Source organism: Pseudomonas sp. R9.37, assembly GCF_963878885.1.
Taxonomy (GTDB): domain Bacteria; phylum Pseudomonadota; class Gammaproteobacteria; order Pseudomonadales; family Pseudomonadaceae; genus Aquipseudomonas.
Map to the genome: position 1 here is coordinate 1 of NZ_CAWNZA010000003.1, position 12,607 is coordinate 12,607.

The following is a 12,607-nucleotide window of genomic DNA, read 5'->3' on the forward strand; positions in this document are numbered from 1 at the left end:
GCCAACTCAATTCCCCCAGAGCGCCCAACTACCCAGACCCAAGAACCCGATAAAACCCACCTCAACCCCCACTAACACCGCGAAAAAATCCCCAGCAAATCAAGCTGCCAACCTCAGGCCTGCACAGACGCCACCTGCTTCCAATCCAGCGCAAACCGCGCCAGGTACTTACGCAAACGGTCCGCGTCATTCGGTTGCGCCTTGGCCTGACGCGACACGCCGAACAACCGGCGCCCCGCATCCGAGAGGCTGTCGGACTGCCGACACACCTCAATCACCGCCTTCAGTTGCACCTGATCAAACAGATCCAGCTCCGCTGGCAGCAAGGCTTGCCACTCAGCCTGCGGCGCAGACAACCCCCAGGCATAACGCAAACGCTGAATTTCCTCTTCAGCCTGCGCCTCATCAATACGCCCACTGTCCGCCAGCGTGGCCATGCGCGTGATCGAGGCCGACAACTCACGAAAGTTACCCAGCCAGGCGGCTTCGCTGGAGCAGGCAAACGCCAGGTAACGCCGCCGCGCCTCCAGGTTGAAACGCACGCGCCGGCCTTGCTCGCGGGCATGGCGCTCCAGTTCGAAATCGATATTGGGTTCGATATCCTCACGCCGGCCCGCAAGGCCCGGCAGGTCAAAGGTCCACAGGTTGATCCGCGCGTAAAGGTCTTCACGAAACAACCCTTGCGCCACCCGCTCGCGCAGGTCGCGGTGGGTGCCGGCGATGATCAGGAAGTCGCTGCCCACCTCTTGGTCGGCACCCAATGGGTAGAAGCGTTTTTCTTCGATGGCCTTGAGCAGCATCGCCTGCTCATCCAGACCCAGTTCGCCGATTTCATCGAGAAACAGCATGCCGCCATCCGCCGCGCGCAGCAGGCCGTCGCGGGCATTTTGGGCGCCGGTGAAAGCGCCCTTGATGTGACCGAACAATGCCGACATCGCGCCATCGCCGCGCAATGTCGCGCAGTTCACCTCAACAAAACGCCCCTGGAGTTGGTGGCGGCTGTGCTTGAGTGCGTAGATGCGCCGGGCGAGGAGTGACTTGCCGGCGCCGGTGGGGCCGATCAGCAGCATCGGCGCCTTGGAGCGCACGGCCACGCGTTCGATCTGCTCGATGGAGTGGTTGAAAGCGCTATTGCGCGTGGCGATGCCTGACTTGAGAAACGCCAAGCCCTCCAGGCGCTTGTGGGCAAAGCGCGACGCGATGCGGTCGTAGCGCGACAGGTCGAGGTCGATCAGCGTGTGCGTGCCGGTGGCGGGCGCGGTGTCGTCACGGCGGCGGGCCGGTGCGGTCTGGATCAAGCGCGCCGGCAGGTTGCGCGCCTCGGTCAGCAGGAACCAGCAAATCTGCGCCACGTGCGTGCCGGTGGTGATGTGGACCAGGTAGTCCTCGTGCTCGGTGTTAAAGGCATAGTCGGTGGTGAAATCGTGCAGCGCGGCATAGACCTCTTCGAAATCCCACGGGTTTTGCAGCGGCATCGCGTGCAGGCGCACCTCGGTGTGCGGGGAGATCTGCAGGATGTCGGCGCGCACCCGTTCGGCGAGGCTGACGTCGCGGGCATCGACGTCGTGGATCAGCTCCAGGCGATCAATCAGCACATCGGCCTGCTGGCACAGACCGACGCTGGGGCGCCAGTGGTTCCAGCGGTTGGCGCCTTTGCCGACGCGGTCCAGCTTTGACCCGATAAACCCGATGGCCACGGTGCGCTTGTGCTTCATGGCTAGACCAAAATATAAGTGACGATAAGCAAGGATATGAATTGGCAAAGATGCTTGCCATCGATTTTCAGCGTTTAAATTCCATATAGGATGAATATCTATACAAAACAATGAGATAAAGATTTTATCTGGGTTTCGTAAAAAGCTGGCACGCCCGCTGCTATAGCCTGTTCAACGCCGCGATGACGGCTTTCCAAAAAAAGAATCGAGATCATGCAAGAGAAAACCTACCAACTGCTGGAAGTGGCTAACGGCAAGCCGATCAAACTCTGGACCCAAGGCGTGCCGGTTGAGCCTGAAGCCCGCCAGCAATTGATGAACACCGCCAAGATGCCGTTTATCTTCAAGCACCTCGCGGTGATGCCGGATGTGCACCTGGGCAAGGGTTCGACCATCGGCAGCGTAATCCCCACGGTGGGCGCGATTATCCCGGCGGCGGTGGGCGTGGACATCGGCTGCGGGATGATTGCCGCGCGCACCACGCTGACCGCCAGCGATTTGCCCGACAACCTCCACGGGCTGCGTTGTGCCATCGAGGCCGCCGTGCCCCATGGTCGTACCCGCAGCCGTAAAGGGCGTGACAAAGGCGCCTGGGAGGACGTGCCGGCCCAGGCCGATCAGGTATGGGCGATGCTGCACCCCAGGTTCAAGGCAATTACCGATAAGTACCCGCAGCTTGAGCACAGCAACAACCGCCAGCATTTGGGCACGCTCGGCACGGGTAACCACTTTGTCGAGGTGTGCCTGGATGAAGTCAACCGTGTCTGGTTCATGTTGCACAGCGGTTCGCGCGGCGTGGGCAACGCCATCGGCAACCTGTTTATCCAGTTGGCGCAGGCGGACATGCGCCAGCACCTGGCCAATTTGCCGGACCGCGACCTGGCCTATTTCGAAGAGGGCAGCCAGCACTTCGATGACTACGTGCAAGCCGTGGGCTGGGCGCAGGATTTTGCCCGGCAGAACCGCGAATTGATGATGCGCGCGGTGGTTCAGGCCACGCGCCAGGTGATCAGCAAGCCGTTTGAGGTGGTGCTGGAAGGGGTGAACTGCCATCACAACTACGTGCAGAAAGAGCGGCACTTTGGTGAAGAGATCCTGGTGACGCGCAAAGGCGCGGTGTCGGCGAAAAAGGGCGAGCTGGGGATTATTCCGGGCTCCATGGGCGCAAAAAGTTTCATCGTGCGCGGCCTGGGCAACGAAGAGTCGTTCTGCTCGTGCAGCCACGGCGCCGGCCGCACCATGAGCCGCACCAAAGCGAAAAACACCTTCACGGTGGCCGACCAGATCCGCGCCACGGCCCACGTGGAGTGCCGCAAGGACGCCGATGTGATCGATGAAATTCCGATGGCCTACAAGGACATCGACGCCGTCATGCATGCCCAGCGCGAGCTGGTTGAAGTGCTGCACACCCTGCGTCAGGTGGTGTGCGTAAAAGGTTAAGAGGAGCACAACGATGGAAAGGGAAGAACGCCACCCACTCAGCGACGCCATGCGCGCGCGGGTGCTGGATGAGTTGGAACGCATAGAGCGCGAGCGCAACGTGAGCGTGCTGTATGCCTGTGAGTCGGGCAGTCGCGCCTGGGGGTTTGCGTCTACCGACAGCGATTACGACGTGCGCTTTGTCTACGTGGAAAAACCTGATTGGTTTATGCAGGTGGATGCGCCGCGAGATGTAATCGAGCGCCCGCTGGATGACGAGCTGGATGTCAGCGGATGGGAGCTGCGCAAGACCTTGGGGCTGTTGCGCAAGTCCAACCCTACGTTGCTGGAGTGGCTGGATTCGCCCCTGGTGTATCGCCAGGAAACTGAGGCGACGGCGCAATTGCGGGCCTTGGCCGAAACGTTCTACAGCCCGCCGGCGGCGCGTAATCACTACTTGTCGATGGCCAGGAAGAATTTTTGTGGTTACCTGCAAGGCGAGGAGGTGCGGTTCAAGAAGTACTTCTACGTGCTGAGGCCGTTGCTGGCAGTGCGTTGGATCGACCTGGGCCTGGGACGCCCGCCGATGACCTTCGCCGACTTGCTTGGCACGGTGGATGACCCGCAACTGCTCGACGAAGTGGCAACGTTGCTGGCCCTCAAGCGCAATGCCGGCGAGGCCGCTTATGGACCACGGCGCCCGGCGCTGCACGCATTTATCCAGCGCGAGCTGGAACGCGAAGTGCCGGTTTTGCCACGCACGCAGGCAGACGCAAAGCGCCTGGATCATTACCTTCGACACACGGTTAACCGCTACGCATAAGGACGAACATGAAACAGGACGTGATTGAACTCGACGGCGCCATTGGCGGTGGCCAGGTGTTGCGCAGTGGCTTGAGCCTGGCAATGGTGACCGGGCTGACGTTGCGCATCAAAAACATCCGCGCCAGGCGCAGTCGGCCAGGCTTGATGCGCCAACACCTGACCGCCGTGCTGGCCGCCGCCCACGTGTGTGGCGCCAAGGTGCAAGGGGCTGAGCTGGGCTCGCAGAGCCTGCTGTTCGAACCCGGGCCGATACAAGGCGGCGAGTACCGCTTTGCGATCGGCACGGCCGGCAGCTGCACCCTGGTGCTGCAGACGTTGCTACCGGCGCTGTTGCGCGCGCCAACCGCCAGCCGCGTGACGATCAGCGGCGGCACCCATAACCCGCTGGCGCCGCCGGTGGACTTTTTGCAGCGGGCCTGGCTGCCGCTGTTGCGGCGCATGGGCGCGCGCGTCGAATTGAACCTCATACGCCATGGTTTCGTCCCGGCAGGCGGCGGCGAAGTGGAGGCGTTTATCCAGCCATCGGACCTGCAGGCGTTGCAGCTGATGCAGCGCGGCAAGCTGCTGGAAAAACGCGCCATCGTCCTGAATGCCGGGCTGGCGGATCAGGTGAGTGAGCGTGAATTCAAGCGCGTCCGCCAGCGCCTGGGGTTTACCGAGGCGCAGCTGTTCCCGGTAGACATTGACCCGCAGCAAGGACCGGGCAATGTGCTGATGCTGGAATACGTCCACGCGCAGGTCACCGAAGTATTCAGTGCGTTCGGCATGACCACCGTGCGGGCCGAGGCCGTGGCCGATGAGGCCATCAACCAGGCGATGGAGTGGCAGGGCACCGACACCGCGGTGGGTGAGCACCTGGCGGATCAACTGCTGTTGCCGATGGCGTTGGCCGGCGGCGGACGTTTTACCACGCCACACATGAGCGAGCACTTGCACAGCAATATGACGGTAATTCAACGCTTCCTGCCGGTGGTGATCGAAAGCCGTGTGCGCGAGGAGGGCGGGTTGCTGGTCGAGTGTCGCAGGGTCTGATCTGCTAACCTGTGCGGGTCAAAACCGCCCTTAGCCTGTGGATGTTCATCATGAATACGTGCCCCGTTCAGCCACCCCTTGAACCGCAGTCCGTCTGCCACCCCATCACCAGCAGCGCGATTTTCATGGTCGCCACCCTGACGCCCGGCAATCTCGACACTGTGCGGGCCTGGTGCGGTGACATAGCCGGGCTGGTGCGTTCGGTCGGCAAGCGCGTACCGGCAGGCAACCTGACCTGCGTCTGCGGGTTTGGCTCGGATGCCTGGGACCGGCTGTTCGGCGCCCCGCGCCCGGCGGCGTTGCATCCATTTCGCGAGTTTGGTGTGCAAGGGCGCAAGGCCGTCTCGACCCCTGGCGACATCCTGCTGCACATCCGTGCCGAGCAGATGGACCTGTGCTTCGAGTTGGCGACCCAACTGATGGCGGCCCTGGGCGACAGCGTCCAGGTCGTGGATGAGGTCCAGGGTTTTCGCTACTTCGATATGCGCAGCATCATCGGCTTTGTCGATGGCACCGAGAACCCGGTGGGGCGCAAGGCGGTGGGTTTCACAATCGTCGGCGACGAAGACCGCGAATTCGAAGGTGGCAGCTACGTGCTGGTGCAGAAATACCTGCACAACATGGCGGCCTGGAACGACCTGACCGTGGAAGCGCAGGAGAAGGTGATCGGGCGCACCAAGCTGGCGGACATCGAACTGGATGAAGAGACCAAACCGAGCAACTCACACAGCGCGTTGACCGTTATCACCGACGAGCACGGTGAAGAAGTGAAGATCCTGCGCGACAACATGCCCTTTGGCCGCCCGGGCGCCGGTGAGTTCGGCACCTACTTTATCGGCTACGCGCGCTCGCCGAAGCCGCTGGAGCAGATGCTGGAAAACATGTTTGTCGGCCGCCCCGTGGGTAATTACGATCGCTTGCTGGACTTCAGCACGGCGGTCACCGGCGGCCTGTTTTTCGTGCCCTCGGCCGACCTGCTCGAAGCGTTGGCCGACCGCCAGCCTGGGGCTTAGCTCGGCACGGTTTAACTCAAAAAGCCGGTGCTGACCGCCACGATCAGGAAAATCCCCAGCAGCGCGCGGTAGATCACGAACGGCCAGGTGGAGAACCGCTCCAGAAACTTCATCAGGCCCCAGATGGCGAAGAATGCCGAGACGCTGGCGACCACCAGCCCAAAGATCAAGTGCGACCAGGCGTGGGCGGGCATGTCGGCGTGCAGCAGCACCCACAGTTCTTTCAAACCGGCGAGGGCGATGGCCGGCAGGCCCAGCAGGAAGGAAAAGCGCGCAGCTTCTTCACGCTTGAAGTTCAGGAACAGCGCGGCGGTGAGTGTCGAACCGGAGCGCGACACTCCAGGAATCAGCGCGCCAATCTGCGCGATACCGACAATCAGCGCATCGCGCAGACGCATTTCGCTCATCTCACGGGTGTGGCGCGCGCGCACTTCGGCCACTGCCAGCAATACCGCCATCACCACGCAGGCAATCCCGATCACCATCAGGCCGCGTAGCGGCGAGTTGCAGGTATTCAAGGTCGAAGACAGCGCCAGGCCGGCAATCCCAATCGGGATAGTGGCCAACACAATCGCCACGGCCAGTTTGAACCACCGGTCGTTGTAGTCGCCGCGGCGCACCGCACTGATGCTGCCGGTGGTCACCTGGCGCACGTCACGCCAGAAATAACTGACCACCGCCGCCAGCGCCGCCAACTGCATGGCCGCGGAAAACGCCGAGCCCGGGTCTTGCCAGCCGAGCAGGGCGGGCACCACTCGCATATGGGCTGTGGACGACACCGGCAACAGCTCGGTAATGCCCTGGATTACGCCCAGGATGAAGATCTGCAGGTAGTCCAGGGAGGCAAAGCCCACATCCAGGCCGGCGGAACAGACGTTTGTCAAAATACGTGTCCTTGAAAAAAGGGGCTTTTGAAGAATCAGTGGGCGAAGTTTATTCTAAATGTTTCAGGATATTGGACGCGGAAAAGCAAATTCGCAATCGGTTCAGCAAACAGAAAGGTTATGCAATGTATTGGCGTGTGTATCACTTTTGTGAACAATGGGGCCTTGCGTATTTTCACCGAGAGCCCAATGCCTGAAACCACCGTCGAATTGATCCAGACCGGCCCCGATGCGTCTGAGCTGATCCGTAATCTTTACCAGTACTATGCCTATGAGTCGTCAGACTGGGAGCAGGAAGATGTGGAGTCGGATGGCCGTTTCTACATCCATGACGAACACCTGACCCGCTACTGGCAAGACCCGCAATGGAGCGCCAACCTGCTGCTGGTGGATGGCTACATCGCCGGTTTCCTGCTGATCGAAGGCAGCGAACTGCCGGGCATCGACGCGCTGGAACTGGCCGACCTGTTCATCCTCAAGCGCTACCGCCGCAAGGGCATTGGCCGCGCTATCGCCACCCAAGTGCTGCGCAGTGGCGAGGCCAATTGGCTGGTGCGGTTCTACGATCAGGATGAAGTGTCGCAGGCGTTCTGGCGCGCGGTGCTCGATGACCTGCCGCGCCCGGTGCAGATGCTTGAGCTGGATGACGATCCGCAGTTGGTCAGTTACTTGATTACGCGGGCCGCGCTGCATTAAACACGATGTTGAACTTAGCCGGGCACGGCCGCACTTGAACTCGTCGGCCGGTTTCGCCCTGAATGGCACACGCCCAAGGGCGTCGCATCTGTCTATTCGCAGTGCGTTTTGCCTGAATATCCGAAGGGCACGGTGACCAGCCCTGACCGGGATACGGGTAAAAAACCTAAAAGCCAAGCCCTGGTCAGTGCCGCTAGGCACCCGCGTTGAACAACACTTGCTGCATCGCTTGCGGCGGCTGCCCGAATGCGCGCAGAAACGCCTGGCGCATGCGCTCGCGGTCACCGAAGCCGGTTTCGCGGGCCACCACTTCGACCGGGTGACGGCTGGTTTCCATCATTGCCCGGGCAGCTTCCACCCGCAGCGACTCGATGGCCTTGGCCGGCGTTTGCCCGGTTTCTTCGCGGAATACTCGGCTGAATTGACGTGGGCTCAGCCGGGCCACCTCGGCCAAGGCTTCCACCGACAGGTCGTGGGTCAGGTTTTCGCGCGCGTAGGCCAGGGCCAGTTGCACGCGGTCGGATTTGGGGTCCAGTTCCAGCAACGCCGACAATTGCGATTGCTCACTGCCGCGGCGCTGGGCAATCACCAGCTTGCGGGCGATACGCCGGGCGAGGTCGCTGCCCAGGTCGGCTTCCACCATGGCCAACGCCAGGTCGACTCCGGCGCTCATGCCGGCGCCGGTCCAGACCTGGCCGTCAACCACGAACAGTTTGTCTTCTTCGAGCTGAATATCCGGGTAGCGCTTGCGAAACGCCGGCGCGTGGATCCAGTGGGTGGTGGTGCGCTTGCCTTCGAGCAAGCCGGCTTCGGCCAGCACAAAAATGCCCATGCACAGCGAGGCCACGCGCCGCGACTGCGCAGAGGCGGCTTTGACCAATTCCAGCAGGTTGGCCTCGGGCAGGCGAAATTCCAGGTAGCCGCTGACGATCAGCGTGTCATAACCCTGTGGCCGAATCGGGCTGGTATTCACCGAAAAGCCCTGGGAGGTCATGACGGCGCCGCCGCTCTCCGAGACCAGATGAAACTCATAAGCCGGTTCACCGCGCAGCAGGTTCGCGCACTCGAACACCGAACCCAGGCTGAGGCTCAGGGACTGGAAATTCGGGTAAACCATCAGCGCAACGCTGTGCATCGTCATTCTCCAAAGGGCGCGGGAGAGGGGATTGTCGGCGGGTGCCAGGCAAACGGCAACCGACTTTGTGCCATGTCCGAAATCCTTGCGGATATGACATTGTTGAAGTTTTTTTCGACGCCTAACATCCCCTCAACGAACTAGACGACTGGTCTAATCGGGACGGGATAAATAATGACTAACGCGACTAACAGTACAAGGCAGACCATTCTGGATACGGCGCAATTGATTGTGAGCCGCAAAGGATTTTCTGCGGTGGGGTTGAACGAAATACTTCAAGCCGCCGATGTACCCAAAGGTTCGTTTTATCACTACTTCCATTCCAAAGATGCATTCGGCGTGGTCTTGCTCGACACCTATTTCGACCAATACCTCAAAGGCATGGAGCAACTGTTCCAGCAACCCGGACTGTCCTGGGCCGCCAGGTTGATGCGCTATTGGCACACCTGGATCGACAACCAGACCGGCTGCACCGCCGCGGGCAAATGCCTTGCCGTCAAACTCGGTGCCGAGGTGTCAGACCTTTCAGAGCCAATGCGTTTGTCCCTGCAGCGCGGCACCACTCGCACCATCGCCTTGCTGGCCGAGGCCTTGCAGCACGGCATCCAGGACGGCTCGCTGGCGGTTCGGCAACACCCCGACAGCCTGGCTCGGCGCTTGTATGCGCTGTGGTTGGGGACCAGCGTCATGAGCAAGATCACCCGAACATCCGCGCCTTTTGACGAGGCGCTGCTGCTGACCCGACAGTTATTGGGCTGCCCTGAACTGCTGATGCATACACCTACTGAAACCATCGATCGAGGCACTGGAAAATGAAAGTATTAATGGTACTGACCTCTCACGACCAGCTTGGCAATACCGGTCGTAAAACCGGCTTCTGGCTCGAAGAATTTGCGGCGCCCTATTACACCTTCAAAGACGCCGGTGCCGAACTGGTACTGGCATCCCCGGCCGGCGGCCAACCACCGCTGGACCCGGTCAGCGATCAGCCGGATGCACAGACCGAGCAAACCCGTCGTTTCGCTGGCGACCCGGCAGCCCAACAGGCCCTGGCCAACACCGTCAAGCTGGACACGGTCAACGCCGACGACTTCGATACCGTGTTCTACCCAGGCGGTCATGGCCCGTTGTGGGACTTGGCCGAATCGCAAACGTCGATCGCACTGATCGAGGCCTTTGAGCGTGCCGGCAAGCCGATCGGTTTTGTCTGCCACGCGCCGGGCGCTCTGCGTCATGTCAAGGCCGTGAATGGCGAGCCGCTGGTCAAGGGCCGTCGCGTTACCGGCTTCTCCAATGCTGAAGAAGCTGCGGTTGGCCTCACCGATGTGGTGCCGTTCCTGATTGAAGATGATTTCAAGGCGCTCGGCGGCCACTATGAAAAGGGCGCTGACTGGCAGTCTTTTGTGCTCGAAGACGGCTTGCTGGTGACCGGGCAGAATCCTGCCAGTTCCAGTGCCGTGGCCAAGGCCCTGCTCAAACTCACCGCCTGAATTAATCACACACTTTATTGATTGGCGGCTCCTTGGAGCCGCCAATGCTTTTGCTCGCCCTGAATTTGGAAGTTTCACATGACTCATCATTTAAATACCCCGGTAAAACTGGGTCATCACACGCTCAATAACCGTGTTGTCTTGCCGCCTCTGACGCGTCAACGCAGCGCGCAACCCGGCAATATCGCCACCGACCTGATGGCCGAGTATTACCGCCAGCGCGCCACGGCCGGTTTCATGGTCAGCGAAGGCACGCAGATCGAACCGCGCGGCCAGGGTTACGCCTGGACGCCGGGTATCTACAGCCCGGCGCAAATCGACGGCTGGCGCAAAGTCACCGACGCCGTGCATGCCGAAGGCGGCGTGATCTTCGCCCAGCTGTGGCATGTGGGGCGTGTGTCCCATAATGCGCTGCAACCGGAGGGCGCCGCACCGGTCGCGCCGTCGGCCATTGCGGCGGAACAGGCGAAAGCCTTTATCGAAACCGGGCCTGGCGTCGGCGAGCTGATGCAGCCGCCCGTGCCGCGTGCCTTGAGCAGGCTGGAAATTGAAGAGTTGGTAGGGCACTACGCACAGGCGGCGCGTAATGCGCTGGACGCCGGTTTTGACGGGGTGGAAATCCACGCCGCGAATGGTTACCTGGTCAACCAGTTCATCTCCGCCCACGCCAACCAGCGTGACGATGAATACGGTGGTTCGCTGCACAATCGCCTGCGCTTTCTGCGCGAGATCGTCGAAGCCGTGACCGCCGTGGTCGGCCCGCAACGCCTGGGTGTGCGTTTTTCTCCGTTGTTCAGCGGCACGGACCAGGACCGCGTGTACATCGGCCTGGTCGAGGAAGATCCGCATCACACCTACATTGAGGCGATCAAGGTGCTCGAGGCATCGGGCATTGCCTATGTGTCTATCGCCGAGGCTGACTGGGACAACGCTCCCGACCTGCCCGAAACTTTCCGTCAGGCGGTGCGCAGCACGTTCAGCGGGCGCATCATCTACGCCGGTCGCTATACCGCTGAGCGCGGGGCAACACTGGTGGAGGCGGGGCTGGCAGACTTGATTGCCTTCGGCCGTCCGTTCATTGCCAACCCGGACCTGCCGCAGCGACTGTTCAACGGCTGGCCGCTGAACCCGCTGCGGGCGCAGGGCATGTACGGCGGCTCGGAACAGGGCTACACCGACTACCCGGCGTTCGCCGAGTAACCATTCGATGCCCCGGCACAGCTGCGTTGTCGGGGCCGTCGAGCAATAGCACGGCGGCGAAGGCGGCGGGGCAGGCAACAACAGGGTGACCCTGCCGCCGCCATCGCAGCCTTGCTGGCTCTACAGCTGCCACCGTTGATCTTCAGCAGGGCAGATGAGCGTCATTCCACGCGCAACACGATCTTGCCAATGTGATCGCCGCCTTCCATCCGCGCATGGGCCTGGGCGGCGTCGGTGTATTCGTACACCTTGTCGATCATCGGCAGGCAGCGTCCGGCGGACAGCACCGGCCACACGTATTCGCGCAGTTGTTCGGCAATGGCAGCCTTTTCGTCCTTGGTGCGTGCGCGCAGCAAGGAGCCGGTGATGACTGCGCGCTTGCCGAGGATGGTCAGCAGGTCGACGTCATTGGCCTTGCCGCCGCCGAGGAAGCCCAGCATCACCAGGTGCCCGTCCATGGCCAGGGACTTGAGGTTATTGTTCAGGTACGAGGCGCCCATGATGTCGAGGATCACATTCACGCCCTTGTTGTCGGTCTTCTGCGCGATGACCTCGGCGAAGTCCTGCTCGCGGTAGTTGATCGGCTCGGCGCCCAGCTTGGCGATCGCCGCACATTTGTCGGCGCTGCCGGCGGTGGCGAACGCCTGGATACCGTACTCGCGGCACAGCATCAAAGCGGTGGTGCCGATGCCGCTGGTGCCGCCGTGGATCAGCACGCGCTGGCCGGTATGAGCGTCACCCAGGCCAAACAGGTTGGCCCAGACGGTGAAAAAGGTTTCCGGCACGGCGGCGGCTTGAATCCAGTCCATGCCATCCGGAATCGGCAAGGCCTGGCTGGCAGGCACTGCACAAAATTGTGCATACCCACCGCCGTTGGTCAGGGCACACACCTTGTCACCCAGCGCGTACTCGCTGACACCTTCGCCCAATGCAACCACTTCGCCGGCCACTTCCAAACCTGGAATGGGGCTCATGCCGGGCTTCATCGGGTATTTGCCGGCGCGTTGCAACGCATCCGGGCGGTTGACGCCGGCTGCGTGCACGCGAATCAGGATTTCACCGGGACCTGCCACCGGCACATCGGCCCGGCGTGGTTGCAGGACCTCGGGGCCGCCAGGGGCGGTGATTTCGATCAGGGTCATTTCTTTTGGCAGTGACATGTGCGATTACCTGCAGCGATGAGCGTATGGGTTGGGAC

Annotated in this window: 12 protein-coding genes; 8 read left to right on the top strand and 4 right to left on the bottom strand. The window is 61.6% G+C overall.

Features of this window, described 5'->3' with window-relative positions; all coding sequences use genetic code 11:
- Nucleotides 1-113: 113 nt before the first annotated feature.
- On the bottom strand, nt 114-1,715 hold the full coding sequence (gene rtcR, locus AACU78_RS02130; protein WP_106579586.1) for an RNA repair transcriptional activator RtcR: 1,602 nt from the start codon (nt 1,713-1,715) through the stop codon (nt 114-116).
- Between the two features lie 213 nt (nt 1,716-1,928).
- On the opposite strand from rtcR, the gene AACU78_RS02135 reads away from it, so the two are divergent.
- Genes AACU78_RS02135 through AACU78_RS02150 form a run of 4 tightly spaced genes read left to right on the top strand, consistent with a single transcriptional unit; the run spans nt 1,929 to nt 6,004 of the window.
- The gene (locus AACU78_RS02135; RefSeq protein ID WP_106579587.1) at nt 1,929-3,155 is read left to right on the top strand and encodes an RtcB family protein; all 1,227 of its coding nucleotides are present in this window, start codon (nt 1,929-1,931) and stop codon (nt 3,153-3,155) included.
- A gap of 13 nt (nt 3,156-3,168) precedes the next feature.
- Complete coding sequence (locus tag AACU78_RS02140; protein ID WP_106579588.1) at nt 3,169-3,957, top strand: nucleotidyltransferase domain-containing protein; 789 nt, start codon at nt 3,169-3,171, stop codon at nt 3,955-3,957.
- Between the two features lie 8 nt (nt 3,958-3,965).
- Nucleotides 3,966-4,991 carry an RNA 3'-terminal phosphate cyclase gene (rtcA, locus tag AACU78_RS02145; RefSeq protein WP_106579589.1) on the top strand — a complete coding sequence of 342 codons (1,026 nt, stop codon included), beginning with the start codon at nt 3,966-3,968 and terminating at the stop codon, nt 4,989-4,991.
- 50 nt (nt 4,992-5,041) lie between these two features.
- Nucleotides 5,042-6,004: a Dyp-type peroxidase gene (locus AACU78_RS02150; RefSeq protein WP_106579590.1), complete on the top strand. Its 963-nt coding sequence runs from the start codon at nt 5,042-5,044 to the stop codon at nt 6,002-6,004.
- An 11-nt stretch (nt 6,005-6,015) separates the two neighbouring features.
- On the opposite strand, the gene AACU78_RS02155 is transcribed toward AACU78_RS02150, so the two are convergent.
- Nucleotides 6,016-6,888, bottom strand: a complete 873-nt coding sequence (locus AACU78_RS02155) for an undecaprenyl-diphosphate phosphatase (RefSeq protein WP_106579591.1) — start codon at nt 6,886-6,888, stop codon at nt 6,016-6,018.
- Nucleotides 6,889-7,077: 189 nt separating this feature from the next.
- Between AACU78_RS02155 and AACU78_RS02160 the strand changes: the two genes are divergently transcribed.
- On the top strand, nt 7,078-7,584 hold the full coding sequence (locus tag AACU78_RS02160) for a GNAT family N-acetyltransferase (protein ID WP_106579765.1): 507 nt from the start codon (nt 7,078-7,080) through the stop codon (nt 7,582-7,584).
- A 193-nt stretch (nt 7,585-7,777) separates the two neighbouring features.
- On the opposite strand, the gene AACU78_RS02165 is transcribed toward AACU78_RS02160, so the two are convergent.
- The gene (locus tag AACU78_RS02165) at nt 7,778-8,719 is read right to left on the bottom strand and encodes a GlxA family transcriptional regulator (protein ID WP_106579592.1); all 942 of its coding nucleotides are present in this window, start codon (nt 8,717-8,719) and stop codon (nt 7,778-7,780) included.
- Between the two features lie 174 nt (nt 8,720-8,893).
- Here AACU78_RS02165 and AACU78_RS02170 point away from each other — a divergent pair, with 174 nt between their 5' ends.
- The 3 genes from AACU78_RS02170 to AACU78_RS02180 all read left to right on the top strand — a co-directional run bounded on the left by AACU78_RS02170 (nt 8,894) and on the right by AACU78_RS02180 (nt 11,409).
- A complete protein-coding gene (locus tag AACU78_RS02170; RefSeq protein ID WP_106579593.1) occupies nt 8,894-9,535 on the top strand; it encodes a TetR/AcrR family transcriptional regulator in 642 nt (213 codons plus the stop codon).
- On the top strand, nt 9,532-10,209 hold the full coding sequence (locus AACU78_RS02175; protein WP_106579594.1) for a type 1 glutamine amidotransferase domain-containing protein: 678 nt from the start codon (nt 9,532-9,534) through the stop codon (nt 10,207-10,209). The genes AACU78_RS02170 and AACU78_RS02175 overlap by 4 nt, the downstream gene beginning before the upstream one ends.
- A 78-nt stretch (nt 10,210-10,287) precedes the next feature.
- Nucleotides 10,288-11,409 carry an alkene reductase gene (locus tag AACU78_RS02180; RefSeq protein ID WP_106579595.1) on the top strand — a complete coding sequence of 374 codons (1,122 nt, stop codon included), beginning with the start codon at nt 10,288-10,290 and terminating at the stop codon, nt 11,407-11,409.
- 161 nt (nt 11,410-11,570) lie between these two features.
- Here the strand turns inward: AACU78_RS02180 and AACU78_RS02185 are convergent, their stop codons facing one another.
- Nucleotides 11,571-12,569, bottom strand: coding sequence for an NAD(P)H-quinone oxidoreductase (locus tag AACU78_RS02185; RefSeq protein WP_106579596.1), 999 nt, complete (start codon nt 12,567-12,569; stop codon nt 11,571-11,573).
- Nucleotides 12,570-12,607: the final 38 nt, after the last annotated feature.